The sequence below is a fragment of the Micromonospora sonneratiae genome (genome assembly GCF_042679305.1).
Taxonomy (GTDB): Bacteria; Actinomycetota; Actinomycetes; order Mycobacteriales; family Micromonosporaceae; genus Micromonospora_H; species Micromonospora_H sonneratiae.
The window spans coordinates 1-25,077 of sequence record NZ_JBHTMP010000062.1 but is presented as its reverse complement, the minus strand read 5'-3'; the positions used below and the strand labels follow the sequence as shown (position 1 = coordinate 25,077).

At 70.7% G+C, this 25,077-nt stretch carries 26 protein-coding genes and 1 pseudogene; 11 read left to right on the top strand and 16 right to left on the bottom strand.

Going from position 1 to position 25,077, the window contains the following annotated elements:
* Window positions 1-94 precede the first annotated feature (94 nt).
* Window positions 95-469, top strand: a complete 375-nt coding sequence (locus tag ACFQ4H_RS28015) for a hypothetical protein (protein ID WP_377576399.1) — start codon at window positions 95-97, stop codon at window positions 467-469.
* A gap of 19 nt (window positions 470-488) precedes the next feature.
* Here the strand turns inward: ACFQ4H_RS28015 and ACFQ4H_RS28010 are convergent, their stop codons facing one another.
* The 3 genes from ACFQ4H_RS28010 to ACFQ4H_RS28000 form a co-directional block, all read right to left on the bottom strand.
* On the bottom strand, window positions 489-911 hold the full coding sequence (locus ACFQ4H_RS28010; RefSeq protein WP_377576396.1) for a hypothetical protein: 423 nt from the start codon (window positions 909-911) through the stop codon (window positions 489-491).
* 78 nt (window positions 912-989) lie between these two features.
* Window positions 990-2,774: an ABC transporter ATP-binding protein gene (locus tag ACFQ4H_RS28005; RefSeq protein WP_377576393.1), complete on the bottom strand. Its 1,785-nt coding sequence runs from the start codon at window positions 2,772-2,774 to the stop codon at window positions 990-992.
* A gap of 144 nt (window positions 2,775-2,918) precedes the next feature.
* Entirely contained in the window at window positions 2,919-4,784 is a 1,866-nt protein-coding gene (locus tag ACFQ4H_RS28000; RefSeq protein WP_377576390.1) for an ABC transporter ATP-binding protein, read from the bottom strand.
* A gap of 183 nt (window positions 4,785-4,967) precedes the next feature.
* Here ACFQ4H_RS28000 and ACFQ4H_RS27995 point away from each other — a divergent pair, with 183 nt between their 5' ends.
* Together ACFQ4H_RS27995 and ACFQ4H_RS27990 are read left to right on the top strand one after the other, a co-directional pair.
* Window positions 4,968-5,597: a TIGR03085 family metal-binding protein gene (locus tag ACFQ4H_RS27995; protein WP_377576387.1), complete on the top strand. Its 630-nt coding sequence runs from the start codon at window positions 4,968-4,970 to the stop codon at window positions 5,595-5,597.
* 117 nt (window positions 5,598-5,714) lie between these two features.
* Window positions 5,715-6,668, top strand: coding sequence for a terpene synthase family protein (locus ACFQ4H_RS27990; RefSeq protein WP_377576384.1), 954 nt, complete (start codon window positions 5,715-5,717; stop codon window positions 6,666-6,668).
* Window positions 6,669-6,724: 56 nt separating this feature from the next.
* Here the strand turns inward: ACFQ4H_RS27990 and ACFQ4H_RS27985 are convergent, their stop codons facing one another.
* Window positions 6,725-7,177: a septum formation initiator gene (locus tag ACFQ4H_RS27985; protein WP_377576382.1), complete on the bottom strand. Its 453-nt coding sequence runs from the start codon at window positions 7,175-7,177 to the stop codon at window positions 6,725-6,727.
* A 104-nt stretch (window positions 7,178-7,281) separates the two neighbouring features.
* Here ACFQ4H_RS27985 and ACFQ4H_RS27980 point away from each other — a divergent pair, with 104 nt between their 5' ends.
* The 3 genes from ACFQ4H_RS27980 (at window position 7,282) to ACFQ4H_RS27970 (ending at window position 9,821) form a co-directional block, all read left to right on the top strand.
* Window positions 7,282-7,974: a response regulator transcription factor gene (locus ACFQ4H_RS27980; protein ID WP_377576379.1), complete on the top strand. Its 693-nt coding sequence runs from the start codon at window positions 7,282-7,284 to the stop codon at window positions 7,972-7,974.
* Complete coding sequence (locus ACFQ4H_RS27975) at window positions 7,971-9,305, top strand: HAMP domain-containing sensor histidine kinase (RefSeq protein ID WP_377576376.1); 1,335 nt, start codon at window positions 7,971-7,973, stop codon at window positions 9,303-9,305. Before ACFQ4H_RS27980 ends, ACFQ4H_RS27975 begins: the two co-directional genes overlap by 4 nt.
* Before the next feature lie 93 nt (window positions 9,306-9,398).
* Entirely contained in the window at window positions 9,399-9,821 is a 423-nt protein-coding gene (locus tag ACFQ4H_RS27970; RefSeq protein WP_377576374.1) for a PepSY domain-containing protein, read from the top strand.
* 171 nt (window positions 9,822-9,992) lie between these two features.
* Here the strand turns inward: ACFQ4H_RS27970 and ACFQ4H_RS27965 are convergent.
* Window positions 9,993-11,234: pseudogene (locus ACFQ4H_RS27965) on the bottom strand (S8 family peptidase); the annotation flags it as partial.
* Window positions 11,235-11,482: 248 nt separating this feature from the next.
* Here ACFQ4H_RS27965 and ACFQ4H_RS27960 point away from each other — a divergent pair.
* Window positions 11,483-13,309, top strand: coding sequence for an AMP-dependent synthetase/ligase (locus tag ACFQ4H_RS27960; protein ID WP_377576372.1), 1,827 nt, complete (start codon window positions 11,483-11,485; stop codon window positions 13,307-13,309).
* A 56-nt stretch (window positions 13,310-13,365) separates the two neighbouring features.
* Here the strand turns inward: ACFQ4H_RS27960 and ACFQ4H_RS27955 are convergent, their stop codons facing one another.
* Both ACFQ4H_RS27955 and yczR read right to left on the bottom strand, forming a co-directional pair.
* Entirely contained in the window at window positions 13,366-14,676 is a 1,311-nt protein-coding gene (locus ACFQ4H_RS27955) for a low temperature requirement protein A (protein WP_377576370.1), read from the bottom strand.
* 122 nt (window positions 14,677-14,798) lie between these two features.
* Window positions 14,799-16,256, bottom strand: a complete 1,458-nt coding sequence (yczR, locus tag ACFQ4H_RS27950) for a MocR-like transcription factor YczR (protein WP_377576368.1) — start codon at window positions 16,254-16,256, stop codon at window positions 14,799-14,801.
* Between the two features lie 58 nt (window positions 16,257-16,314).
* Here yczR and yczE point away from each other — a divergent pair, with 58 nt between their 5' ends.
* The 3 genes from yczE to ACFQ4H_RS27935 all read left to right on the top strand — a co-directional run bounded on the left by yczE (window position 16,315) and on the right by ACFQ4H_RS27935 (window position 17,909).
* Entirely contained in the window at window positions 16,315-17,037 is a 723-nt protein-coding gene (gene yczE / locus ACFQ4H_RS27945) for a membrane protein YczE (RefSeq protein WP_377576366.1), read from the top strand.
* 66 nt (window positions 17,038-17,103) lie between these two features.
* On the top strand, window positions 17,104-17,355 hold the full coding sequence (locus ACFQ4H_RS27940; protein ID WP_377576363.1) for a hypothetical protein: 252 nt from the start codon (window positions 17,104-17,106) through the stop codon (window positions 17,353-17,355).
* Between the two features lie 98 nt (window positions 17,356-17,453).
* Window positions 17,454-17,909 carry a hypothetical protein gene (locus tag ACFQ4H_RS27935; protein WP_377576360.1) on the top strand — a complete coding sequence of 152 codons (456 nt, stop codon included), beginning with the start codon at window positions 17,454-17,456 and terminating at the stop codon, window positions 17,907-17,909.
* On the opposite strand, the gene hisF is transcribed toward ACFQ4H_RS27935, so the two are convergent.
* The 8 genes from hisF to hisD are packed head-to-tail and all read right to left on the bottom strand — an operon-like array spanning window position 17,906 to window position 23,598.
* Window positions 17,906-18,688 carry an imidazole glycerol phosphate synthase subunit HisF gene (hisF, locus tag ACFQ4H_RS27930; protein ID WP_377576357.1) on the bottom strand — a complete coding sequence of 261 codons (783 nt, stop codon included), beginning with the start codon at window positions 18,686-18,688 and terminating at the stop codon, window positions 17,906-17,908. The genes ACFQ4H_RS27935 and hisF overlap by 4 nt on opposite strands.
* 34 nt (window positions 18,689-18,722) lie before the next feature.
* Window positions 18,723-19,448 (bottom strand): bifunctional 1-(5-phosphoribosyl)-5-((5-phosphoribosylamino)methylideneamino)imidazole-4-carboxamide isomerase/phosphoribosylanthranilate isomerase PriA, encoded by a 726-nt coding sequence (gene priA / locus ACFQ4H_RS27925; RefSeq protein ID WP_377576354.1) that lies wholly within the window; start codon window positions 19,446-19,448, stop codon window positions 18,723-18,725.
* A 13-nt stretch (window positions 19,449-19,461) separates the two neighbouring features.
* Window positions 19,462-19,785, bottom strand: coding sequence for a hypothetical protein (locus ACFQ4H_RS27920; RefSeq protein ID WP_377576351.1), 324 nt, complete (start codon window positions 19,783-19,785; stop codon window positions 19,462-19,464).
* A complete protein-coding gene (hisH, locus tag ACFQ4H_RS27915) occupies window positions 19,782-20,405 on the bottom strand; it encodes an imidazole glycerol phosphate synthase subunit HisH (RefSeq protein WP_377576349.1) in 624 nt (207 codons plus the stop codon). The genes ACFQ4H_RS27920 and hisH overlap by 4 nt, the downstream gene beginning before the upstream one ends.
* Entirely contained in the window at window positions 20,405-20,575 is a 171-nt protein-coding gene (locus ACFQ4H_RS27910) for a hypothetical protein (protein ID WP_377576346.1), read from the bottom strand. Before ACFQ4H_RS27910 ends, hisH begins: the two co-directional genes overlap by 1 nt.
* On the bottom strand, window positions 20,575-21,186 hold the full coding sequence (hisB, locus tag ACFQ4H_RS27905) for an imidazoleglycerol-phosphate dehydratase HisB (protein WP_377576343.1): 612 nt from the start codon (window positions 21,184-21,186) through the stop codon (window positions 20,575-20,577). Before hisB ends, ACFQ4H_RS27910 begins: the two co-directional genes overlap by 1 nt.
* 4 nt (window positions 21,187-21,190) lie before the next feature.
* Window positions 21,191-22,267 (bottom strand): histidinol-phosphate transaminase, encoded by a 1,077-nt coding sequence (locus ACFQ4H_RS27900; protein WP_377576340.1) that lies wholly within the window; start codon window positions 22,265-22,267, stop codon window positions 21,191-21,193.
* Window positions 22,264-23,598, bottom strand: a complete 1,335-nt coding sequence (gene hisD, locus ACFQ4H_RS27895; RefSeq protein WP_377576337.1) for a histidinol dehydrogenase — start codon at window positions 23,596-23,598, stop codon at window positions 22,264-22,266. Before hisD ends, ACFQ4H_RS27900 begins: the two co-directional genes overlap by 4 nt.
* A gap of 165 nt (window positions 23,599-23,763) precedes the next feature.
* On the opposite strand from hisD, the gene ACFQ4H_RS27890 reads away from it, so the two are divergent.
* Window positions 23,764-24,468: an LON peptidase substrate-binding domain-containing protein gene (locus ACFQ4H_RS27890; RefSeq protein WP_377576334.1), complete on the top strand. Its 705-nt coding sequence runs from the start codon at window positions 23,764-23,766 to the stop codon at window positions 24,466-24,468.
* Here the strand turns inward: ACFQ4H_RS27890 and ACFQ4H_RS27885 are convergent.
* A partial coding sequence (locus tag ACFQ4H_RS27885; protein WP_377576331.1) for a DUF2567 domain-containing protein occupies window positions 24,383-25,077 on the bottom strand: 695 nt, incomplete at its 5' end. The two genes, ACFQ4H_RS27890 and ACFQ4H_RS27885, sit on opposite strands and share 86 nt — an antisense overlap.

Below are 25,077 nucleotides of genomic sequence, written 5' to 3'. Positions count from 1 at the left end.
GTGACGCGCATGGCGTCAAACCCCTTCTTCCCGGACCACCCCTTCCCTACCGTGATAGCTGTTCGTGTTCACGCAGTCGCTAAAGGAGGTTGCGATGCGTCGAGTGGGAGTCCTGGCCGGTCTCGCGATCGCGGCACTGCTGGTGGCGTCACCGGCACAGGCGTTCGCGCACAACGCCGTACACAACGCCTACCTGCACACCGCCCTGGACGTGCTGACCCTGGTCGCCGTGACAGCTCCACTGTGGACGGCCTATGCCTGGGGCCGCGAACGGCGTGGCCTGCTGGTCGCGTTGATCGCCGTGGTGCAACTGCCGGTCGCGGTGATCGGATTCGTGCCGATCGACAACCCGGTGATCCATCTCGCGGCGTTCGCGACGGCGTTGGCCCTGACCGGGCTGTCGTTGTGGACCGTACGACGCGCCAGGCGGTTGGCGGCACCCGCGCCCACCACCGGAACGACCCCCTGACCGGAAACAACCGGTGGCGTCAGGGTCCGATCGGAGGACAGCTGTCCGGAGCGTCGACGGCGACTCCGGGCAGGCTCCCCCAGGTGATCCACCGCCCGTGCGGGTCCCGGACCGCGAAGCCGGTCACCGGCGCGTCGGGATGCGTCAGGTCCCGAAGGACCCGCACGGCGGGGCAGCCGGCGGTGGCCGGTAGCCACGTACCGTCCTCGCCCCGCAGGGCGGAGTAACGACAGTGCTCCTCGTCGACGTACCCCCAGGCCATCAACAGTTCCCGGCCGCTGTGCCAGTAGCGTCCGACCGTGGCGGTACGCCCGCCGTCGTCGCGACGGTAGAACTCGGCACAGAGGCCGGGAACCGCCACACCGTCGAGTTCGGCATCGGTGACGGTGCGATGCAACCGGTACTGCGTCAGGTCCGGCAGGATCATCTGGTCGGTCCCCATCGAGGAACTGGCCGGAGCGGCCTTCCTCCTGACTCAACGACCGATCGGACGTACGGTGATCACCCTGGGCCGAACCTCCTAACGGGTCTGCTCCAGCCAGGACGCGTAGAGCAGGCCATAGACCGAGGACGGGTCGCGGACCAACTCGTCGTGCGGACCGCGCTGCACGATCCGACCCCGGTCCACGACGATCACCTCGTCGGCGGCCTGCGCGGTGGAGAGCCGGTGGGCGATCGCCACCGTGGTACGTCCCCGGGTCACCGCGTCCAGCGTTCGTTGCAGCCGTACCTCGGTGGCCGGGTCGACCGCGCTGGTCGCCTCATCCAGCACCAGCAGGTCCGGATCCGCGACATAGGCCCGCGCCAACGCGACCAACTGCCGCTCCCCCACACTCAACGCCTCACCCCGCTCACCGACCGGCGTCTCCAGACCGGCCGGCAGACCCGCCACCCAGTCGGCCAGGCCCAGTTCGGTGAAGGCCTCGGCCAACTCCTCGTCGGTCATCGTCGGACGGGCGAACCGGACGTTCGCCGCCACCGTCGAGTCGAACAGGAAGCCGTCCTGCGGCACCATCACCACCCGGGACCGCAGTGACGCGAACCGGACCCGGTCCAACGGCACGCCGGAGAGCAGCACCGTACCGGAGGTGGGGTCCATCAACCGGGTGAGCAGCTTCGCGAAGGTCGTCTTGCCACTTCCGGTCTCACCCACCACGGCGATCCGGGCCTTGGCCGGGATGTCCACCGTCACGTCGGAGAGCACCGGCGGCCCACCGGGGTAGGCGAAACCAACATCGGCGAAGCGGATGTCGAGCGCCCCGACCGGCAGGTCGACGCCCTGCTCACCCGGGTCGGCCACATCCGGCTCCACATCCAGGACGTCGAGCACCCGACGCCAGCCGGCGATCGCGTTCTGCGCCTCGTTGAGCACCTCGGTGGCGATCTGGACCGGCTGGATGAACAGGGTCACCAGGAAGAGAAAGGCGGTGAGCTGACCGATGCTCAGCGTCCCGTCGACACCGAGCCGTACCCCGAGTACCACCACAGCGGCCAGCGCCAGCCCGGCGGCGATCTCCCCGGTGGAGAAGCCGATCACGCTGGTACGCAGAGCCCGCTGCTGCGCCACGCGCTGGGAGTGGATGGTCTCGTCCAGTCGGGCGGCGGTCCGCCCGGACACGCCGTACGCCCGGATGACCGGTGCACCGACGACGCTCTCGGAGATGGCGGCCAGCATCGCACCCATCCGTTGCCGGACCAGCCCGTAGGCACCGGCCAGCCGCCGCTGGAAGAGCCGGATGATCACGATCGCCGGCAGGAACGCGGCGAACACCACCAGGGTGAGCTGCCAGGAGTAGACCGCCATCACCGTCGCGGTAACGAGCACCTGTCCGAGGCTGATCAGCAGGATCACCCCGCCCCACTGGAGGAACTGGGTGATCTGGTCCACGTCGCTGGTGACCCGGGAAACCAGCGAACCACGCCGTTCCGACTGCTGGTGCAGCATCGACAGGTCGTGCACGTGCCGGAACGCCCGGGTGCGTACGCCGGCCAGTGCGGTCTCGCTGACCGTGAACAGCCGCCGCATCATCAGGTAGCCGCAGAGAGTGGTCACCACCAGCACCGCGGCGGTGAACGCCACGACCGCGCCGACCACGCCGAGGTCCGGGCCACCGGGCACGGCCAGGCCCCGGTCGATGCCCTGTTGCACCGCCACCGGTACGGCGGCCCGGCCGACCATCGACACCACGGCCAGCGCGAGGGTGCCGGCCAGCCCAGTGCGCAGTTCCGGCGAGAGGGCGAGCCCCCGGCGCAGGGTACGCCAGGTGCTCTCCACCGGCTCCGGCGTCACAACCTCGGTGGTCACGCCATCCCCTCCCTACGGTCGGCGCCGCCGTGACCGATGCTGAGCCACCCAGTTCGCTCACTACGCTCACTCACGCCATCCCCTCCCTACGGTCGGCGCCGCCGTGACCGATGCTGAGCCACCCAGTTCGCTCACTACGCTCGCTCACGCCGTCACCTCTTCGATCTCGTTGGCGGAGTCGAGGGCCTGCTGCTTCTCCCGCTCACGTTCGGCTTCGGCCTTCTCGTAGGCGGTGACCAGATCGGCGTAGCCGGGCGTGGTCGCCAGCAACTCCTGATGTGTGCCCCGGGCAACCACCCGGCCGCGCTCCACGTACACCACCTCGTCGGCGAGTGCGATCGTGGCCCGGCGGTACGCCACCACGAGGATGGAGGTGGCCGGGGCGTCGCCGGAACCGGCCCGCAGCCCGGCCAGGATCGCCGCCTCGACCCTCGGGTCGACCGCGCTGGTGGCGTCGTCGAGCACCAGCAGCCGGGGTCGGCCGGCCAGCGCACGGGCCAGGGTCAGCCGCTGGCGTTGCCCGCCGGAGAGCGAGGTGCCGCGCTCACCGACCATGGTGTCCAGCCCGTCCGGGAGCGCCGAGACGAAGCCGGTCGCCTCGGCCAGCCGCAACGCGGCCCAGATGTCGTCGTCGGTGATGCCGGGCCGGTCCAGGGCGATGTTCGCCCGTACGGTGTCGTCGAAGACGAACGGCACCTGCGCCACCAGCGCGACGTTGCCGGCCAGCGAGCCGGCGGTCAACGACCGTACGTCGGTTCCGTCCAGTCGTACCGTGCCCGAGTCCGGGTCGACCAGCCGTACGGCCAGCGACGCGATCGTCGACTTGCCCGATCCGGTGGGGCCGACCAGTGCGACGGTCCGGCCGGGCGCGACGGTGAACGAGACGTCGTGCAGCACCGGCGTGGCCGACGCCTCCTGATCGGCGGGCTCGTAGCCGAAGCTGACCCGGTCGAAGTCGAGCGCGGCCGGTGTGCCGACCGTCGGGTCCAGGACGCGATCGCCGTACGGCATCTCGCCGGTGGCGGTGAGTACGGTCTGCAACCGGTCCCAGCCGGCGACACTGCGGGGTAGTTCGGCCAGCACCCAGCCGATCGCCCGGACCGGAAAGGCCAGCACGGTGAAGAGGAACGCCACGCTGACCAGTTCGGTGACGGTGACCGCGTCCTGCCGCAGCCGGATCGCGCCGACGACCAGTACGGCGAGGGTGCCGAGGCTGGGCAGGGTCTCCAGCATCGGGTCGAAGACGCCACGCAGCCGTCCCACTGCGATCAGCGCGTCGCGTAGCTCGTTGGCGCGGGCGGCAAACCGGGCGGTCTCCCGCTCCTCCCGGCCCATCGTCTTGACCACCAGGGCACCGTCGAAGCTCTCGTGGGCGATGGCGCTGACCTCGGCCCGCAACTGCTGCGCCCGGGTCTGGCGGGGGGCCATCCGCCGGGAGTAGACGACGTTGAGTGCGAACAGGGCCGGGAAGATCGCCAACCCGACCAGGGCCAGTACCCAGTCGGTGAAGAACAGCGAGCCGATCGCGGCGGCCAACATCACCACGGTGCCGACCGCGAAGGGCAGTGGCGCGATCGGATACCAGGCGGCTTCGACGTCGGAGTTGGCGTTGGACAGCAGGGTGCCGGTGGCGTGCCGGTGGTGCCAGGACAGCGGCAGGTCCAGATAGCGACGGGTGACCCGCTGGCGGTAGCTGGCCTGGAGTCGGTACTGCATGAAGCCGGCACCGAGCCGACGGCCGAAGATCCCGGCCACCTTGAGCAGGCTGACGGCGACCAGGGCTGCCGCACCGAGGGCGACCAGCCCGGTGTCGGCCTCGCCACGGGCGATGGCCGGTACCGCGACCTCGCCGACCACCGCGCCGACCACGTACGCACTGGCGATGATCATGAGCCCGAAGACGACGCTGCCGGTCACCGCGACCGCGAAGATGCGCGGTTCCTCGCGGATGGCCCGGCCGAGAATACGGATCCCCCTACCGAGCACGTCTCGCTTTGTACTGGTCGCCACGCTTTCCCCCGCCGTAAGCCGCCACTCGGTCGTCTCATCCTTACCGATACGGCCAATGATTACGAACCGGTATTGATTATGTCGGCGATCACGATGTCGGGACGGGCGGACCGCACCCCGAAGCCGCCGCCCGGTGCGGGCGATCCGGGTCGGGAACATGGGCGTTCCCCTACCATCGGAACCATGCCGAGGTACGCGCGGTCGGAACGGCAGGCCTTCGCCGATCTCCTGCTGGCGCTCGGACCGGACGCCCCGACCATCAACGAGGGTTGGGCGGCCCGGGACCTCGCGGCCCACCTGGTGGTTCGGGAGCGCCGCCCGGACGCCGCCGCCGGCATCCTGCTCCGGCCGCTGCGCGGACACGCCGAGCGGGTCCGGTCGGCGATGGCCACGCGGCCCTTCCCCGAGTTGGTCGAACTGGTCCGCCGACCGCCGTGGTGGAGCCCGGTGAGCAATCCGTTGCTCGACGAGCTCACCAACACGATGGAGTTCTTCATCCACCATGAGGACCTCCGCCGGGCCCAGCCGGACTGGCGACCCCGGGAGCTGTCACCCGGCCTGGCGGCGGCATTGTGGCGGCGGATCCCCGTACTGGCCCGACTCACACTGCGCCGGTTCCCGGGCAGCGTGCTGGTCCGGGCACCGGGTCACGGCGAACTGTCGGTCGGCACCAGCGGGGAGTCGGTGCAGCTGATCGGCCCGCCCGGCGAGTTGGCGATGTTCGTGTTCGGGCGGCAGCGGGTGGCTCGGGTCGAACTGGTCGGGTCAACCGCGCTGGTCGAGAAGCTCCGCACGGAGGACTTCAACCTCTGAGCTCCCATCCACCATGGACATCGACATATCTCAAAATGCAACTGTTGCCCCACTCAGTCTAGGGTTTGGGAAGCGTCCCACACGTCCTCTGCGCGTACGCGCGCACCAGGAGGAAGCATGCGAGCGTTCGTCACCGCCACCCTGATCGGACCGCCCTTCTCACCGCAGGTCAACCCACATGCCGCCGCGATCGGGGAACAGTCCACCCGCTGGGCCGAGGAGTTCGGGCTGGTCGCCTCGGCGGCTGAGGCCAACCGGCTCAACCGGGCGAACGCGGCGGACCTGGCTGCCCGGGCCTGCCCGGACGCCGACCCGGACCGGCTCGCGCTCCTGACCGACCTCGTCACCTGGCTGTTCACCTTCGACGACCGGTGTGACGACGACGGGCTGGGCGCGGACCCGGCCCGCCTGTCGCCGGCGGTCGCCCAACTGCTCGACGTACTCGACCTGATGGGCGGCGCTGCGCCGGCGGAGCTGCTGTCCACCGTCGGGCCGACCGGCGTCGCACTGCACGACCTGTGCGGACGGGCCCGGCAGCTCGGGCACCCGAGACTGCTGACGCGGTTCGCCCGTCAGCTCCGCAACTACCTGCTCGCACTGCTGTGGGAAGCCGCCAACCGTGAACGCCGCCGCGTGCCGGCCGTCTCCGAGTACGTCCAGATGCGGCGGCACACCGGCGCCGTCTACCCCAGCTTCACGCTGACCGACATCGCGCACGGTGCGCTGCCCACCGACGAACGGCTCGCCCACCCGGATTTGTCCACTCTGGACGCCCTGGCTGCCGACCTCGTCTGCTGGTGCAACGACGCCTTCTCCTACGACAAGGAGCGCCGCATCACGGCGGACGGCCACAACCTCACCACGGCCATCGCCTACGAGACCGGACAGGACGAGAAGGCGGCCCTGGCGGAAACGGTGGGCCGGTTCAACGCCGGGCTGGAGGCCTACGTCGAGCTGGAGGCAACCGTACTGGCCGGTGACGATCCGGACGTCGCCCGGTTCGCCGCCGCCCGCCGCTGCTGGATCCGCGGCACGTACGACTGGTCGATGGGGGCAAGTCGCTACCACTGAGCCGCCTGACCCGGCCAACCGCGCGCCCCCGGCCGAGCCGTCATCCCGACAAGCCGTCAATCCCAGGACGCCACCGGTCGCCCGGCCACACAACGCAGCTCCACCTCCACCTCACCGGCCGCCCCCTCGAAGGACACCTGTACGTGGTCGTCCGGCTCCTGGTCGACGGACTTCACGCCGTACCCCTGGGCCGGTGCCCACGAAAGCAGCACCACCTCCTCGCCGACGCACCGTGCCACCACCGTTCCGCCCGGGGTGGACACCACCCTGCCATCGGTGGGGGCGACGGTCGGCGACGTGCCGCCGGGGCCCGCCGACGCCGGTGTCGGGACCGGGGCGGCCGGTGGCGTGGCGGCCAGGGACCGGCTCACCGCCTCCTCACTGACCACCTCGCCGACCGGGCCGGTGATGCCGGCACCGATCACCCGTACGGCAGCCAGTCCGGTGACCGTGGCGGCCACCGCGGCGACGAGCCAGCCGGCCACCGCGAACACAGTACGGCGATACATGAACCCGACTATGCCCCCCGAGATGGTTAACGGCGTGCCCGGACACCCCTAAGACGCGGTTAAGCCCAACGGCATCGACGGTCCGGTCGGGCTACCGTGGGACGGTGGCCCGCCTGCTGCTGATCGAAGACGACCCCGCGATCCGCACGCCACTGATCCGGGCACTGCGCGACCGTGGCCACGCGGTGGCCACCGCCTACACCGCGATGAGCGGGCTGCAGACCATCCTCGACGAGCGCCCCGACCTGGTGATCCTCGACCTTGGACTGCCCGATCTGGACGGCCTGGAACTGCTCCGGATGCTGCGGGCGGTCAGTAGGGTGCCCGTGATCATCGCTACCGCCCGGGACGACGATGTAGAGATCGTCCGGGGCCTCGACGCGGGCGCGGACGACTACGTGGTCAAGCCCTTCACCTCGGCCCAGCTCGACGCACGGGTCCGGGCGGTGCTGCGCCGGGGGGCCGGTCAGCCGGATCGGGCGGCGATGATCGCAGTCGGCGAGCTCCGGCTCGACCCCTCGGCCCGTACGGCGAGCCTCTCCGGTACGCCACTCGACCTGACCCCCCGCGAGTTCGAGCTGCTGCACCATCTCGCCGCCCGGGCCGGACAGGTGGTCTCGAAGCGGGAACTGCTCACCGAGGTGTGGCGGGTGCCGTACGGCAGCACCGACAAGACGGTGGACGTGCACCTGTCCTGGCTGCGCCGCAAGCTGGGCGAGACCGCGCAGGAGCCGCGCTACTTGCACACCGTGCGCGGGGTCGGGATCCGGCTCGACGCTCCCCCGGACCAGCGGTGAGACGCCGGCTATCCCTGCTCGTCGCGGCCACCATGTGCCTGGTCCTGCTGGCCTTCCTGGTGCCGCTGGCGGTGCTGCTCCGTACCGTGGCCCGGGACCGGGCCCTGGTCGCCGCCAGCGCGGACGCGCAGAGCCTCGTCTCCCTGGTCGGCACCGCCGACCCGGCCGCCCTGCGACTCAGCACCGAACAGGTCGCCGCCGCGTCCCGTCGGCCGGTCACCGTCTTCCTGCCCGACGGTACGGTGCTCGGCACACCGGCCCCCCGTACCGACGCGGTACGGCTGGCCGCCCTCGGCCACAGCCTCACCGTGGACCACGCCGACGGCTACGAGATCGTGGTGGCCGTACAGGGTCGCCCGGATGGCACCGTGGTGATCCGTACCGTCGTACCCCGGGCGGAGCTGAGCCGGGGTGTGGGTCGGGCCTGGCTGGTCCTGGCGGTTCTCGGCGTCACGCTGCTGCTGCTCGGTCTGTTCGTCGCCGACCGGCTGGCCCGGTCCCTGGTCGCCCCGATCGCCGAGCTGTCCGCCGTCTCCCACCGGCTGGCCCGCGCCGAGCTGAACGCCCGGGCCCGACCTGCCGGCCCGCCGGAGCTACGCCAGGTCGCCGGGGCGCTCAACCATCTCGCCGGCCGGATACAGGAGTTGCTCCGGGACGAACGGGAACAGGTCGCCGACCTGTCCCACCGGCTGCGTACGCCGTTGACCTCCCTGCGGTTGGAGGCCGAGTCGTTGACCGACCCGGCCGACGCCGCCCGGATCACCGCACGGGTCGACGCGTTGGAACGCGCGGTGACCGGGCTGATCCAGCAGGCCCGACGCACCAGCGACGGCACCGGCGGGCGGACCTGCGACGCGACCCCGGTGGTACGGGACCGGGTGGCGTTCTGGTCGGTGCTGGCCGAGGACACCGGACGTACCGTCGTCCTCGACCTCGCCCCGACTCCCCTACCGGTACGGCTGTCCGCCGACGAACTCGGGGCCGTGGTGGACGCACTACTGGGCAACGTCTTCGCCCACACACCGGAGGAAACCGGGTTTTCGGTGGCCCTGCGGGCACGGCCCGAGGGAGGGGCGTCGCTGACCGTGACGGACCAGGGGCCGGGTCTGCCCGGGACGGGCGGCAGGTCGCCGGGCCGTGACGGTACGGTCGGGCCGCCGGTACCGGTCGTACGTGGGGTCAGCTCGGCCGGGTCGACCGGTCTCGGCCTGGACATCGCCCGGCGGGCCGCACAGTCCAGCGGTGGCCGGCTCTACCTGTCGACCGGACCGGCCGGTGGCGCCCGGGTGACCCTGGAACTGGGGCCGCCATCGGCCTTTACCTCCGCTTAGTGTTCGGGTAGCGCGCTGCTATCCCGCCCCGGGCGAACCTCGGACCAGTTACCGGAACACCCGTTACCGGAACACCCTCCGAGGAGGTTCGTCATGACCCGCAGGTTCCTGATCCTGGTAGCCGGTGGCGTGCTCACCACCGCAGTGGTCGGTACGGCCATCGGGGCCGCCGCCGCGACGTCCGACGACCCGCCGTCGTCGACCAGGGTCGCCACGTCAGCCACCGTCTCGTCACCCGGACCGGCCACTGTGCCGTCCCCGGATCCGGCCGCGCCGACGGATCCGGTGGCACCCACCTCCGTCACCGCGTCACAGGCTGTGCAGATCGCACTGGCGCACGTCGGTGGTGGCCGACTCGTCGAGGTGGAGGCCGAGCAGGAGCACGGCCGACCGGTCTGGGATGTCGAGATCGCGAAGAGCGGCGCCTGCCACGAGGTGGACGTCGACCGGGTCACCGGCCAGGTCCTCCGCGCCGAGCAGGAGTCCGACGACGACGATGACCGGGACTGCGACTGACGCCGGTCCGGTGTCGGGCGACACCGCCCGGTCCGCCGACGTCAGCCGGACGCCGGAGACCACGACCATGCTCCGGGGGCGTACCGCGTGTCGGTACGCCCCCGGAGCATCCGCTCATCTCCGTCCATGCGGCAGCGGGACCGTGGAACGTCCCACCGACCGAGCGGATCAGTTGGCGACGTGGAGCAGGTGGTTGGGCGAGCCGGGGCCGGGGTTGACGACCACGTTGGGCGTGGCGTCGGCAACCAGCTGGTCACGTACCTGCTGCGGGGTCCACAGTGGGTTCCGGTGCAGCAGCAGGGCGGCGGCCCCGGCGGCGTGCGGTGCGGCCATCGAGGTACCGCTGATCGTGTTGGTCGCGTTCCGGCTGGTGTGCCAGGCGGAGGTGATCAGTGTGCCCGGCGCGAACAGATCCAGGCAGGGACCGTAGTTGGACGACGGTGCCCGGTTGTCGGCCTGGTTGGTGTTGCCGACCGTGATCGCCGTCGGGGTCCGGGCCGGCGAGTAGTTGCAGGCGTCGCTGTTGGAGTTGCCGGCGGCCAGGGTGTAGGTGACCCCCGAGGCGATCGAGTTGGTGACCGCGTTGTCCAGGACCGCGCTCGCCCCGCCGCCGAGACTCATGTTCGCCACCGCCGGCTTGATCGCGTTGGCGGTCACCCAGTCCACCCCGGCGACCACACCGGCGGTGGTGCCGCTGCCCGAACAGTCGAGCACCCGTACGGCGACCAGCAGGGCCTGCTTTGCCACCCCGTGGGCGGTACCCGCCACGGTTCCGGCGACGTGCGTGCCGTGTCCGTTGCAGTCGTCGGCGGTACCGCCGTCGACCGCGTCGAAGCCGCTGGTGGCACGTTTCCCGAAGTCCCGGTGGTTTAGCCGGATGCCGGTGTCGATGACGTACGCCCGCACCGAGGGCGCCTGGTTCGGATAGGTGTACGCGGCGTCCAGGGGCAGGTTGCGCTGGTCTATCCGGTCGAGTCCCCAGGACGGCGGATCGGTCTGGGTGCCGGTGACCGACACTCTTCGGTCCTGCTCGACGTAGGCCACGTCCGGGCTGGCGGCGAGGCGCCGGGCGGCCTGCTCACCGAGCCGTACCTGGAAGCCGTTGACCGCCGAGTGGTAGACCCGGGTGACGCTGCCGCCGTACCGGTCGGCCAGCTCGGTAGCGCGGGCCGGTACGGCTACTGCGGCACGGCTGGTGCCGGCCCGGGCAGCGATCGCGTCGTCGGCGAGCACCACCAGGTAGCTGTCGGTTATCGCGGTCGGGCTGTCGGCGTAGCGGATGTCACCGACGGCCGGTGCGGCAGTGGCCGGGCTGGCCAGGGCGACGGCGGTGGCCACCGCGAATCCGGCCGCGAGCACCGGGGTCAGCCGGTTGCGGCGGCTGCTTCGGTCGGATGGACTGGAAAGAGTCATCTTTCCCCCCTCTCGATCAGGTGCATCCAACCGTCCAGCATTCAATCGATTATTGTCAATAGACTGCACCTTCCGCCCGTACGGATCGCGGCCGGGATCGTCACCGACGTGGTCACTCCGACCACCCGCACAGCGGGACAGCGACCAACTCGGGTCTAGCCGACCCTTGCAGCACACGCAATACTCTTCGGTAACCGCAATTTAACGTGACGCCAATCACGCAGATACCCCCGAAGGCGGCTCAAGCGATGACTCTCAAAGTCCCCTACCGCTCCATTCCGGATATGTTCCTCAAACGTATCGCTGCCTCCCCCAACGGCGACGCGTTCGGCCACCCCGCACCGGACGATTCAGGGCCGGTCTGGCTGACCTGGGGGCAGATCGGACAGCGGGCCAAGGCAATCGCAGCCGGACTGCGCGGCCTCGGCATCGGCGCGGAGGACCGGGTCGCGATCCTGGCCAACACCCGACTCGAATGGGTCATCGCCGACCTCGGGGTGATGTGCGCCGGTGGCGCGACCACCACGGTCTATCCGACGACCGAGCCGGAGGACGCGACCTACATCATCGCCGACTCGGGATCCCGGATCCTGATCGCGGAGAACCCCACCCAGGCCAGCAAGATCTCCGACGCCGACCTACCGGACCTGACCCATGTCGTGCTGATCGACGGCGCAGCCGACCCGGGTGCCTCACCCACCCAGCTCACCCTGGCCGACCTGGAACAGCGCGGCGCCGAGGCGCTGGCCGAGGACCCCGGCCTGATCGAGCGGATCGTCGAGGAGATCAAGCCGGACCACCTCGCCACCCTGATCTACACCTCCGGTACGACCGGCCGCCCCAAGGGCGTCGAACTGCTGCACGCCGGCTGGTGCTGGGAGGGCGTGGCCCAGGCCGAACTCGGTCTGCTCAAGCCGGAGGACCTGCAGTACCTGTGGCTGCCGCTGTCCCACTCCTTCGGCAAGACACTGCTCTGCGGCGTGATCCACGTCGGGCTGCCCACCTACGTCGACGGCCGGCTCGACAAGCTCGTCGACCTGCTCGGCGTGATCAGGCCGACGGTGATGTGCGGTGCCCCCCGGATCTTCGAGAAGGTCTACAACAAGTCGGTCACCACCGCCCAGACAGGTGGCGGCGCCAAGGCCAAGATCTTCGCCTGGGCGGTGCGTACCGGTAAGACCAAGGTGGCCCTGGAGCAGGCCGGTCAGCCGGTGTCCGGTGGCCTCCGGTTCCGCTACCGGCTGGCCGAGAAGCTGGTGTTCAGCAAGCTCCAGACCAAGCTGGGCGGACGCATCCGGGTGATGGTCTCCGGGGCCGCACCGCTGAGCAAGGACATCGCCGCGTTCTTCGCCGCCGCCAACCTGCCGATCTCCGAGGGCTACGGTCTGACCGAGACCAGCGCCGGCAACTTCGTCAACCGGCCGGGCGCGCTCCGGATCGGGACGGTCGGCCAGGCCCTCGGCGACCTCGAGTGCCGGATCGACACCGACGGCGAGATCCTGCTGCGTGGCGCACCGGTCATGCGTGGCTACCACAATCTGCCGGAGGAGACCGCTGCGGCGTTCACCGAGGACGGGTTCTTCCGTACCGGCGACATCGGCGAACTGGACGCCGACGGCTACCTGAAGATCACCGACCGGAAGAAGGACCTGGTCAAGACCTCCGGCGGCAAGTACATCGCGCCGTCGCACATCGAGGGCATGTACAAGGCGCTGTGCCCGTACATCTCCCAGGCCGTGGTTATCGGCCAGGCCCGCAACTACTGCACCATGCTGGTCACCCTCGACCCCGACGCGATCAGCGCCTGGGCCGCCGGCGGACCGCTGGAGGGCCGGACGTACGCCGAGATCGTCGCCTCGGCCGAGGCACAGGCGATGGTCGACGGCTACGTGCGGGAACTCAACGCCAAGCTCAACCGCTGGGAGACCATCAAGAAGGTGACCATCCTGCCCCGTGACCTGACCGTCGAGGACGGCGAGATGACACCGTCACTGAAGATCAAGCGCCGTAGCGTCGAGACCAACTTCGCCGCCGAGATCGACGGCATGTACGCCGGTACCGTCGCCGAGATCTGACCTCGGAGCCGATGTGGGCCGTGGCCCGGACCTCCGGGCCACGGCCGCCGGGACGATCAGCGGTGCCGACGCCGCCACTTCGTCTCCTCCACCTCCAACGCGATCTGCTCCCCCAGCGCCTCCTCCCGGATGCGGTGGCGACTGGGAGAGGAGCGCCAGACCTGCACCACCATCAGTATGAGAATGATCAGTGTCAACATGCCCAGGGCGACGATCGCCGGCACCCGGACCGCCAGCGGTATGAGCAGGATGAGCACGGTGGCAGCCCCGGTCGGGGCAACCCGGATGGTCCGGAAGGCACGCAGTGACAGCCCGAGCAACGCGAGCTGATAGATGATCACTCCCGCGTAGAGCACGAAGACGTCCATCCGGTCGACGGTGTCCCGCCAGCCGGAGACCTTCGGGTCGGCGACCTCGACGAGGATCCGCTTGAGGCCGAGGGCGAACATGATGATCCCGGCGATCATCGGCAGGTGCAGATAGGTGTAGGCGTCCCGGGCGAGTGTGATCCGGGCCAGGCCATGGACCCGGTGCAGTCGCTGCTCGACAGCGAGGGCGAGGGAGTCGAAGTACGCCCACCAGAGCCCACTGATCACGGTGATGCCCGACACCGCAGCCAGGATGATCGGCCAGGTGATCGGTAGACCGGAACGCAGACTCGGTCCCGGACCGGTGCCGAGGGAAATGATCGACTCGCCCAACGCGACCAGCACGATCAGCGCATGCCGCTCGGCCCAGTGTCCGGCCGACACCACGTTCCCACCGATGGTTCGTAGCACCATGCCCACCCCGTACTCGACGAGCAGCGCGATCGCCCACAGCCCGAGTCGTGCCCCGGACTCGGCCGGCTCCTCGAGTTCCCGCAACGGCAGCAGTGCGGCGGCCAGGATGAGCACCGTGCTGATCAGTGCCGGTACGGCCAGCAGCAGGCGCCTGACCCACCCGACCTCAGCACCGACGACCCACCCGAGGACGAGTACCTGTAGTCCCCGGACCACGAAGTAGCAGGACGCGAAGACGAACGGTCCGGGCAGCCCGCCGGGTTCGTCGTGGAACGCCTCAGGAATGGTCAACGCCAGCACGAAGACCGCGGCCGTGGTCACCAGGCTCACCAGCGGAATGATGCCCTGGTCGGCACGGACGTTGTTGCCGACGACGGCGAACCCGGTCCAGCACCACCACAGCAGGGCCAGTACCACGAACCCACCCAGCAGGCTGGGGCCGGTCAACGTCTCGGAGAGCAGCACGGTGACGTTGAGCAGCGCGAAGACGAAGACCAGGTCGTAGAAGAGTTCCAGCCGGGTCACCTTCAGACCGGGCGCGCCACGGTGGATCCGGCTTTGCCGGCGCGAACCGTGATCCCCCACGTCCGGATTGTGTCAGTTGCCAGGGTGTCGGTCGTCGCCTTCCGCCCAACACCAGCCCGTCAGGCCACGGGCAGCGGCTCCGGCGTCACGGCGCTGTCACTCGCCCGGACCCACGACCGGGGCTAGGCGATCACGGCGGGCATCGACCACTGCGGGCGGCTGGTCCGATCGAGGTCGTAACGCACCTCGGCGATCCGACGAACGGCGTCGACCAGGTCCGCGGCCGGCAGGGTGAACGGCAGCCGGAGGAACCGTTCGAGGGTGCCGTCGAGGCCGAACCGGGGACCGGGGGCGAGTCGTACGCCCACCTCCTCGGCGGCGCGGGCCAACGCGCTGGAGACCGGCCCGTCCAACTCCGCCCAGAGGGTGACCCCACCGTGCGGTACGGTGACCCGCCATCCGGGCAGCATCTCCGCCAGCGCACCGAGCAGGGCCTGCCGCTGGACCGACAACTGCGCCCGACGGACGGCCACGATCGCCTCCGCGTCCGCCAGCAGGCGAACGGCCAGCAGTTGGTCGAGCACCGGACCGGCCATGTCGACCCCGACCCGGGCTGCGGCCAGCCGCTGCACCTGGGGTGCCGACGCGCGGATCCAGCCGATCCGCAGACCGCCCCAGTACGGCTTGCTCATCCCGCCGATCGAGATGACCCGCGAGTGCCGGTCGAAGGCGGCGACGGGGGGCGGCACGGTGATGCCGTCCAACGCGAGATCTACGAAGGACTCGTCGACCACCAGGTCGGTACCCACGGCGTGGGCGGTGGCCACCACCCGCTCCCGCAACTGCTCCGGCATCAGATGGCCGGTGGGATTCTGGAACTCCGGAATCAGGTAGGCCAACTGTGGCCGGGTCTGGCGCAGGCTGCCGAGCAGCAACTCCGCGTCCCACCCCGTACCGTTGGCGGCCAGGCCGTGGGTGGTGATCCGGGCCCGGCGCGCGGAGAGTGCGGCCAGCGCGTTGGGATAGGTCGGCGATTCGACCAGCACCCGGCCCCCGGGCGGTAGCGCCAACCGCAGCACCAGGTCGAACGCGTGCTGCGTGCCGCTGGTGACCATGATCTGCTCGGGGCTGGTGGGCAACCCTCGCTCGTCGTACGTCCGGGCCACCGCCTCGCGGAGTTCCACGATCCCGGTGGGGTGGTAGCCCGCCCCACCGAGATAGCGGGGCAGGTCCTCGGCGGCGGCGCGGGCAGCCGCCTGCAACTGGACCGGAGCGGCCAACGCGGCACAGCTCAGGTCGAGCATGTCGAGGTCGTCCTCCGGCGTCCACAGACCGGAACTGGCGACCCGGTGCCCGTCGGGCAGCATCGTCCAACTGCCCGCGCCCCGGCGACTGTTGAGATGCCCGGTGCCCCGCAACTCTCGGTAGGCGGCGGTGACGGTGGTACGGCTGACCCCCAGCGCCTCGGCCAGCTCACGCTCGGCGGGCAGCCGTACGCCCAGGGCCAGCCGACCGTCGGCCAGCAGTCCCCGTACGGCACCGGCCAGCGCGAGATAGTCGGGGCTCCGCCGCCGCCCGGGTAGGGCATGCCACTGGCCGAGCAAACGAGCCAATTGTGACCCTCGAACCAGGGGCGTCATGGCCAGGTCCTCCAAATTGGCTCTTTCTCCAGCACAATTGGCACTTAGAGTGGCACGTGTGACCTTGATTGGCAACTTTTCCGATCGCCCGGCCCGGCGACTTGTGCAGCTCTACGCCGGTTTGACGCTCTACGGCGTCAGCATGGCTCTGATGATCGAGTCGACGCTGGGCCTCGATCCCTGGGACGTGTTCCATCAGGGCCTGTCGAAGCGCACCGGGCTGTCCATGGGCACGATCACCATCGTCGTCGGGGCACTGGTGCTCCTGCTGTGGATTCCCCTACGCCAGCGCCCCGGCATCGGCACCGTCAGCAACGTGGTGGTCATCGGTCTGGTCGTTGACGCCGCATTGGCCCTGCTACCCACGGTGGCACCGCTGGCGGCCCGGATCGGCTTCCTGGCCGCCGGCATCGTGCTCAACGGGATGGCCACCGGCCTCTACATCGGCGCCCGCCTCGGACCCGGCCCCCGCGACGGACTGATGACCGGCTATGTGGCCCGGCGGCCCGGACGGTCCATCCGGCTGGTACGGACCGTCATCGAGGTGGGTGTGCTGGCCGTCGGGTGGCTGCTCGGCGGCACCGTCGGCCTCGGCACCGTCGCCTACGCGCTGGCCATCGGTCCCCTGGCCCACGTCTTCATCCCGCTCTTCACCGTGCCGACGAGCCGACCAGCGGGCACCGACGGTACGGGCCGACCGGCTGAGCCCGACGGTACGGGCGGGCCGGCGGGCACCGGCGCCATCGGCGGGCCGGCCACGACGGGCGTCGAACCCGTCTAGCCCGGCCGGGTGCACCCGGTGGGTCTTCTGTTCCGGTAACCGATCGGCTACCGCCATAATGGACAAATGATTAAGTGGGAGTACGCATTGCTCGTCCGACGTCGTCACGCGCAGGGTCAGGGATGGGGTCTCTCCTTCACCTGGTACGGCCCGGACGGGTCCCGACGCGACGTGTCGGACTACGGGGACACTGCGATCGCCCACCTCAACCGGGTCGGTGCCGAAGGCTGGGAACTGGTGTCCTCAGAGGAGGACGTCAACAACCTCCAGGGAACGACCGAGGTGCACCGCTACCACCTCAAGCGGCCGCTCGACTGAGCAGCGACGACAATCGCGATCCTGGGCGGTCGGACGTCGGCCGGCCGCTCAGCACCCGGCAGTTTCCTCCGGAGCGATCACACGGCATCATTGTTGCCATGGGGGACGAGGGATGGCGCCTTTCCGACGCTTGGATCTTCGTATCGCTGGTCATCGCCGGTGGAGCCGGCCGGCACCGGCGGGCAGCATCGACACGTCGACCGGAAGGCGTACGACTCGCCGACGTCCTGTCGACCGCTGACCATCTCAGGCGCGCCATCCCCGCCCGGCAGGAGGTGGAACTCGCGGTACGTCGGCTGAGCGGGGCCGGTCTGATCAGCGTGACCGACGGCTGGTTCCAACTCACGCCCGCCGGCGAGAACCTCTGGCGGACCCGCCCCCACGGCGGTCTCGCCGCTGCGGTGGAGACCATGCGGGGAGTACTCAGCCGCCGCCATGTCCCCGGCGACGACGACTGGGTGCTGGGCGAGGAGGATCATGCCAGAGCGGTGCAGGAGTACTCCGCCCGGCTGATCCCCACGCCACGCCGTTCGCCCGAGGGTGGCCCCCGCTAGGCGGTGACGCTGTCCCGGACCGGGTGTCCGGCCGTCCGCAGCGCCCGCTTCACGTCGCCGACGCTCAGCTCGCCGAAGTGAAAGACGCTGGCCGCCAGCACCGCGTCGGCACCGGCCGCAACGGCCGGCGGAAAGTCGTCGACCGCCCCGGCACCACCACTGGCGATGACCGGCACGTCCACCACCTGACGCACCGTACGGATCAACTCCAGGTCGAAACCGGCCCTGGTGCCGTCCGCGTCCATCGAGTTGAGCAGGATCTCCCCGGCGCCCAACTCGGCGACCCGGCGAGCCCAGTCGACCGCGTCGAGGCCGGTGCCACGGCGTCCGCCATGGGTGGTCACCTCGAACCCGCTGGCCGTGCTCCCGTCCGGTGCCCGCCGGACATCCAACGAGAGGACCAGCACCTGCCGACCGAACCGGTCCGCGATCTCCGAGATCAGCTCCGGTCGGACGATCGCAGCGGTGTTGACGCCGACCTTGTCCGCCCCGGCCCGCAACAGTACGTCCACGTCGGCAACCTGGCGGATGCCGCCACCGACCGTCAACGGGATGAACACCGACTCGGCGGTACGGCGTACCACGTCCAACATCGTGGCCCGGCCGTCCGAGGAGGCGGTCACGTCGAGGAAGGTCAGTTCGTCGGCACCTGCCTGGTCGTAGGCCGCCGCCAGTTCGACCGGGTCACCCGCATCCCGCAGGTCGACGAAGTTGACCCCCTTGACCACCCGGCCGCCGTCCACGTCGAGGCAGGGGATCACGCGTACCGCCACTGTCATGCGTCGAGCCTATCCACGCGCGCCGTACGGCCGGTCACGGCTGAGCCAGTACGGCCAGCGCCTCGGCGACGGTGAACGCCCCCGCGTAGAGCGCCTTGCCCGCGATCACGCCCTCCACCCCGATCGACTCCAGCGCCGACAGTGCCCGCAGGTCGTCAAGGGTGGAGACGCCACCGGAGGCGATCACCGGAGCGTCGGTACGGGCGCAGACCTCCCGCAGCAGGTCGAGGTTGGGCCCGCGCATCGTGCCGTCCTTGGTGATGTCGGTCACCACGTACCGCGCCGCACCCGCCTTGTCCAGCCGTTCCAGCACCTCGAACAGGTCACCGCCGTCGCGGGTCCAGCCCCGGGCCGAGAGGGTACGCCCCCGGACGTCCAGCCCGATCGCCACCCGGTCGCCGTACTCCCCGACCACCCGGTCGCACCAGACCGGGTCCTCCAGCGCCGCGGTGCCGATGTTGACCCGGGCCGCACCGGTGCCCAGCGCCGCCTGCAGCGACTCGTCGTCGCGGATGCCGCCGGACAGCTCGACCGCCACGTCGAGCTGACGTACCACGTCGGCCAGCAGATGGGCGTTGGACCCGCGTCCGAAGGCGGCGTCGAGGTCGACCAGATGGATCCAGGTCGCCCCGTCACGCTGCCAGGCCAGGGCCGCCTCCAGCGGGTCCCCGTAGCTCGTCTCACTGCCGGCAGCGCCCTGTACGAGGCGTACTGCCTGGCCGTCGGCCACATCGACGGCGGGAAGCAGGGTGAGGCTCAACTTGATCTCCTGTCTAGGTACGACGTCCCAGGGCGATGACTACGACCGCCGGCAACACGAGCAGCATCAGCACGATCAGCATCAGGCGAAGTGCCAGCGGGTCCACCAGCAGCCAGATGGCGGCCAGCGCGGCCAGCGAGAGCACCACCACACCGGCGCGTTCACCCCGGCTGTGGCGGGCGAGCCGGCCCGTACGCCGGTCCGGCAGTCGCGGGGTGAGCCGACGCAGCAGCGCCCGCCGACGCTCCCGCCGGGCCACCTTCCGGGCCCGGCGGGCACGCTCCCGTTCCGCCTCGGCCTGCCGGACGGCCCGCCGCCGGGCCCGTTCCTTGCTCACAGCGTGGCCAGCCAGTTGCGCAGCAGCGCCGCCCCGGTGTCCGCCGACTTCTCCGGATGGAACTGGGCCGCCGACAGCGGACCCCGCTCCACCCCGGCCACGAATCCGCTCTCGTGACTGGCCGTCGTCACCAGCGCACCGGTCCCGGCCAGGGCCGCGACATCCGTGGCGGCGTACGAGTGGACGAAGTAGAACCGGCTGCCGGCGGGCAGACCGGCGAAGAGCACCGTCCCGGCCGGCGGGGCGACCGTGTTCCAGCCCATGTGCGGCAGCCGCCGGGCGGCCAGCCGGGTCACCCCACCGGGCAGCAGGCCCAGCCCCTTGGTGACCACGCCGTGCTCCTCGCCGTACTCGAAGAGCACCTGCATGCCGACGCAGATCCCCAGCACCGGGCGACCGGCGGCGACCCGCTCGGCGATGACCGGACCGGCGCCGAGCGCCTCGATGCCGGCCATGCAGGCGGCGAACGCGCCGACCCCGGGCACGACGAGCCCGTCGGCGGCGAGGGCGGCGTCAAGGTCATCGGTGACGACGACGTCGGCACCGACCCGGGCCACCGCCCGCTGCGCCGAGCGCAGGTTGCCCGACCCGTAGTCAAGCACCACCACCCGGGCGGCCATCAGCTGTCCACCGGAATGAGGCGGAGAACGCCACTGGCGGCGGCCAGCACGGCCAGCAGGACGACGAGGACGATCGCCTTCACGGAGGCTCCCTGCCGGTGCATCGACCACGCCCCACCGACCAGGACCCCGGCCAGGGCCAGCAGCAGAATGGGTAGCGCGCCGCCCATCAGAGCGCGCCCTTGGTGCTGGGGATCACGCCGACGGCCCGGGGGTCGATCGAGGTCGCCTCGCGCAGGGCCCGCGAGACGGCCTTGAACTGGGCCTCCACCACGTGGTGCGCATCCGGGTGACCGCCGGGCCGGGCGGCCCGCAGCACCGTCACGTGCAGGGTCAGCCGGGCGGCCTGCCCGAACGACTCCCAGATGTGCCGGGTCATGCTGGTCGGATAGACCGGTCCGATGTACGGGGCCAGCGGCGGCTCGTCGTGCACCACGTAGGCCCGGCCGGAGAGGTCCACCGCCGCCTGTACCAGCACCTCGTCCATCGGCAGCGTGGCCGAGCCGTACCGCCGGATACCGGCCCGGTCACCGAGCGCCCGGTCGAAGGCCGTGCCGACGGCCAGCGCGGTGTCCTCGATCGTGTGATGTGCGTCGATCTCCAGGTCGCCGACGGTCTGCACGGTGAGGTCGAAGCCGCCGTGCCGGGCGATCTGGTGGAGCATGTGGTCGTAGAAGCCGACACCGGTGCTGATCTCGGCCTTACCGGTGCCGTCGAGGTCCAACTCGACGAGGACCTTGGTCTCCGCGGTGGTCCGCTCGACCCGGGCGGTTCTGCTCACAACGCTACCTTTCGGAGGGGGCCATCGCGGCGAGGAAGGCATCGGTCTCCTGCGGGGTGCCGGCGGTGACCCGCAACCACCCTGCCAGGCCGACGTCACGAACCAGTACCCCCCGGTCCAGCAGTGCCTGCCAGACGGTCGCCTGGTCGCCGCCGACCTCGAACAGTACGAAGTTGGCGTCGCTGTCGGCCACCGTGATCCCGTTTCGGCGCAGCTCGGCGACGATCCGGTCGCGTTGCTCCTTGATCACCTCGACGGTGGCGAGGAGGGCGTCCCGGTGGGCCAGCGCCGCACGGGCGGCGGCCTGGGTCAACGCGGAGAGGTGGTACGGCAGCCGCACCAACTGGATCGCGTCCACCACCGCCGGGTCGGCGGCCAGGTAGCCGAGCCGACCACCGGCGAACCCGAAGGCCTTGCTCATCGTGCGGGTCACCACCAACCGGGGATGGCCGGGCAGCAGGGACAGCGCGGACGGGGTGCCGGGACGGGCGAACTCGGCGTACGCCTCGTCGACCACCACCATCCCCGGCGCCGCCGCCAGTACGGCGGTGACCACCTCCGGGTCGAGCGCGGTGCCGGTCGGGTTGTTGGGCGAACAGAGGAAGACCACGTCCGGCTGGTGCTGGCGTACCTGCGCCACCGCGTCGGCGGGGGTCAGGCCGAAGTCGGCACCCCGCCGTCCGTCCAGCCACCGGGTGCCGGTGCCCAGCGCCAACAGCGGATGCATCGAGTACGCCGGGGTGAAGCCCAGCATGCTCCGGCCCGGCCCGCCGAACGCCTGGAGCAGTTGTTGCTGGATCTCGTTGGAGCCGTTGGCCGCCCACAGGTTGGCCGTGGTGAGCCCGTGACCGAGATAGTCGGCCAGGTCGGTACGCAGCGCGACCGCATCCCGGTCGGGGTAGCGGTTGAGGTCACGCAGTTCGACGGCGACCGCCTTGCCGATGGCCTCCACCACGGCATCCGGCACCGGGTAGGAGTTCTCGTTGGTGTTGAGCCGTACCGGCACCTCGAGCTGGGGTGCCCCGTACGGGCGACGACCGCGTAGCTCGTCGCGGATCGGAAGATCGTCCAGCGAGGTCATGCCGACGTCGTCTCCTGCCCGGTCGAGAACCGCGCCCGGACCGCCTGGCCGTGTGCCGGCAGGTCCTCGACCCCGGACAGGGTCACCACGTGCGGGGCCACCTCACGCAGCGCCGCCTCGTCGTACTCCACGATGTGGATGCCACGCAGGAACGACTGAACGGACAGGCCGGAGGAGTGCCGGGCACAGCCACCGGTGGGCAGCACGTGGTTGGAACCGGCGCAGTAGTCGCCCAACGACACCGGCGAGTACGCCCCGACGAAGATCGCCCCCGCGTTGCGTACCCGGAGCGCCCAGGTCCGGGCGTCCCGGGTCTGGATCTCCAGGTGCTCGGCGGCGTACGCGTCGACCACCCGCAGTCCCGCCTCGAGATCGTCGACCAGCACCGCGCCGGACTGTTCACCGGTCAGGGCCGTGGTGATCCGTTCGACGTGCTTGGCGGCGGCGACCTGGCGGACCAGCTCACGCTCGACCGCGTCGACCAGCGCGGCCGATGGGGTGACCAGCACACTCGCCGCAAGCGGGTCGTGCTCGGCCTGGCTGATCAGGTCGGCGGCGACGTGTACCGGGTCGGCGCTGTCGTCGGCCAGGATGGCGATCTCGGTCGGCCCCGCCTCGGCGTCGATCCCGACCACACCGCGCAGCAGCCGCTTGGCGGCGGTGACCCAGATGTTGCCCGGACCGGTGATCATGTCGACCGGCGCGCACCGCTGGCTGCCCTCGGCGTCGGTGGCCGCACCGTAGGCCAGCATCGCGACCGCCTGCGCGCCGCCGACGGCGTAGACCTCGTCGACACCGAGCAGGGCACACGCGGCCAGCACCCGAGCGTCGGGCAGCCCACCGTTGTCCGGCTGCGGCGGGCTCACGACGACCAGGGACCGGACCCCGGCGACCTGCGCCGGCACCACGTTCATGACCACCGTCGAGGGGTACATGGCCAGGCCACCGGGCACGTACAGACCGACCCGGTCGACCGGTACCCAGCGCTCGGTGACCGTCCCGCCGGGCACCACCTGGGTGGTGTGGTCGGCACGCCGCTGGTCGACGTGCACGCGGCGGGCGCGTTCGATGCACTCGACCAACGCGGCGCGTACTTCCGGGTCGAGGGTCCGCTCGGCGGTGGCCAGCGCCTCGGCCGGCACCCGGAGCTGGTCGAGGATGATGCCGTCGAACCGATGGATGGCCTCACGGATCCCGTCGAAGCCATGCTCACGCACCGCCTCGACGACGGGGCGGATCTCCTCGACCGCCACTGACACGTCGATCTGGGCGCGGGGCAACAGGTCCCGCGGGTCACGCGCGTCGCCGCGCAGGTCGATCCGATTCAGCACGCTTGCGAGTTTAAGCGGCTCCCACCTGCCGGACCGACACTGCCCAGGTAGCGAGACGGTGAGCCGGGCCACGCCGGAGGCAGGGCGGCCCGTCCGCCCCAGTCCGTGGAACTTGCGCCGCGCACGGTAGCGCGCTCATGCCGTACGGGGGGCTAGGCTCGACCGATGGGCTCGCGGCTGCCGGTTTTCCCGCTCGGAACGGTGTTGTTTCCGGGACTGGTGTTACCGCTGCACATCTTCGAGGAGCGCTACCGGGAGCTGGTCCGACATCTGGTCAGCCTGCCCGCCGACGCGCCCCGCGAGTTCGGGGTGGTGGCCATCCGCAGCGGCTGGGAGGTGCTGCCACCACCGGGCACCCGGGCCGGGGCACCGGACGATGCACCGGTCAGCTTCTACGAGCTCGGCTGCACCGCCGAGGTCCGGCAGATCACCGAACTGCCGGACGGCAACTTCGACCTGGTCACCGTGGGACGACGCCGGTTCCGGATCAACGAGGTCGACGAACGGTCGACGCCGTACCTGACCGCCGAGGTGGAATGGCTGGCCGAGCCGAAGGGGCACGATGACGTCGCCGACCTGCTCGCTCCCCGGGTGCTGGCCGTCTTCCGGCAGTACCTGAGCCTGATCCGGGACGATCCGCACGAAATATCCGAACAGCTGCCGGATGATCCGACGGTGCTCTCCCACCTCGTAGCGGCCACCGCCGCACTCACCCTGCCGGACCGGCAACGCCTGTTGGCGATCCCGGACACCGCCGGTCGACTGCGCGCCGAGTTGCGGCTGCTCAACCGCGAGGCGGCTCTGCTGCGCCAGATTCGGGCGGTGCCGGTGCCGCTGCCGGAGCTGGCGGTGCCGACCAGCCCCAACTGACCGCCGGCGGCTCCGGCTCCGGACGCAGCCCGGGCCACCGGGACCAGCCGGCCAGCAGGGTGTACGTCACCACCGCGCCGAAGGCGGGCAGTAGCAGGTCGCCCTGCACGGTGGGGATCCAGCCGTAGAGCCATTCGACGGCACCGGCCCGCAGGTCCGGCGGCTTGTTGAAGAGCTTGTCGACGGGTGCGGTCTCCAACAACCGCTGATATTCGGCGAGACCGATCCGACGGCCCACCTGCCAGGCGACGATTGCCGCACCGACGCCGCCGAGGGCCAGCACCAGCAGGCTCGACGGCCCCCGGTACCGGCGCAGGAGCAGCCAGAGCGCGATCGCCGCCAACACACCGAACCCGAGCCCGAGCACGCTGAACCAGCCGTCCGCCGCGATGAACTCCTCCGGCTGCGGGTTGGTGAGCACCGCCCCCTCCTCGGTCTTGCGCACCGGGATGCTGGGGGCGACCGAGGCCCAGAGCAGTCCGAGCGGCAGGCCGAGCAGGATCAGCGTCAGTACCGCGCCGGCACCCACGAGGATCGCCCGACCAGGCCGACGCGGCGGCCCCGGCGGCGGCGCGGACGGCAGCCCGCCCTGGTACGGGCCGACCGGCG

Excerpts from the sequence above, each read along its gene's own strand:
- hisH (WP_377576349.1), bottom strand. The coding sequence starts at position 20,405 with ATGGCCGCCCGGGTGGTGGTGCTTGACTACGGGTCGGGCAACCTGCGC.
- ACFQ4H_RS27995 (WP_377576387.1), top strand. The coding sequence starts at position 4,968 with ATGCCGAGGTACGCGCGGTCGGAACGGCAGGCCTTCGCCGATCTCCTG.
- ACFQ4H_RS28015 (WP_377576399.1), top strand. The coding sequence starts at position 95 with ATGCGTCGAGTGGGAGTCCTGGCCGGTCTCGCGATCGCGGCACTGCTG.
- ACFQ4H_RS27985 (WP_377576382.1), bottom strand. The coding sequence starts at position 7,177 with ATGTATCGCCGTACTGTGTTCGCGGTGGCCGGCTGGCTCGTCGCCGCG.
- ACFQ4H_RS27910 (WP_377576346.1), bottom strand. The coding sequence starts at position 20,575 with ATGGGCGGCGCGCTACCCATTCTGCTGCTGGCCCTGGCCGGGGTCCTG.
- ACFQ4H_RS27935 (WP_377576360.1), top strand. The coding sequence starts at position 17,454 with ATGGGGGACGAGGGATGGCGCCTTTCCGACGCTTGGATCTTCGTATCG.
- hisF (WP_377576357.1), bottom strand. The coding sequence starts at position 18,688 with ATGACAGTGGCGGTACGCGTGATCCCCTGCCTCGACGTGGACGGCGGC.
- ACFQ4H_RS27970 (WP_377576374.1), top strand. The coding sequence starts at position 9,399 with ATGACCCGCAGGTTCCTGATCCTGGTAGCCGGTGGCGTGCTCACCACC.
- yczR (WP_377576368.1), bottom strand. The coding sequence starts at position 16,256 with ATGACGCCCCTGGTTCGAGGGTCACAATTGGCTCGTTTGCTCGGCCAG.
- ACFQ4H_RS28010 (WP_377576396.1), bottom strand. The coding sequence starts at position 911 with ATGGGGACCGACCAGATGATCCTGCCGGACCTGACGCAGTACCGGTTG.
- ACFQ4H_RS27900 (WP_377576340.1), bottom strand. The coding sequence starts at position 22,267 with ATGACCTCGCTGGACGATCTTCCGATCCGCGACGAGCTACGCGGTCGT.
- ACFQ4H_RS27940 (WP_377576363.1), top strand. The coding sequence starts at position 17,104 with ATGATTAAGTGGGAGTACGCATTGCTCGTCCGACGTCGTCACGCGCAG.
- ACFQ4H_RS27890 (WP_377576334.1), top strand. The coding sequence starts at position 23,764 with ATGGGCTCGCGGCTGCCGGTTTTCCCGCTCGGAACGGTGTTGTTTCCG.
- ACFQ4H_RS27960 (WP_377576372.1), top strand. The coding sequence starts at position 11,483 with ATGACTCTCAAAGTCCCCTACCGCTCCATTCCGGATATGTTCCTCAAA.
- ACFQ4H_RS27990 (WP_377576384.1), top strand. The coding sequence starts at position 5,715 with ATGCGAGCGTTCGTCACCGCCACCCTGATCGGACCGCCCTTCTCACCG.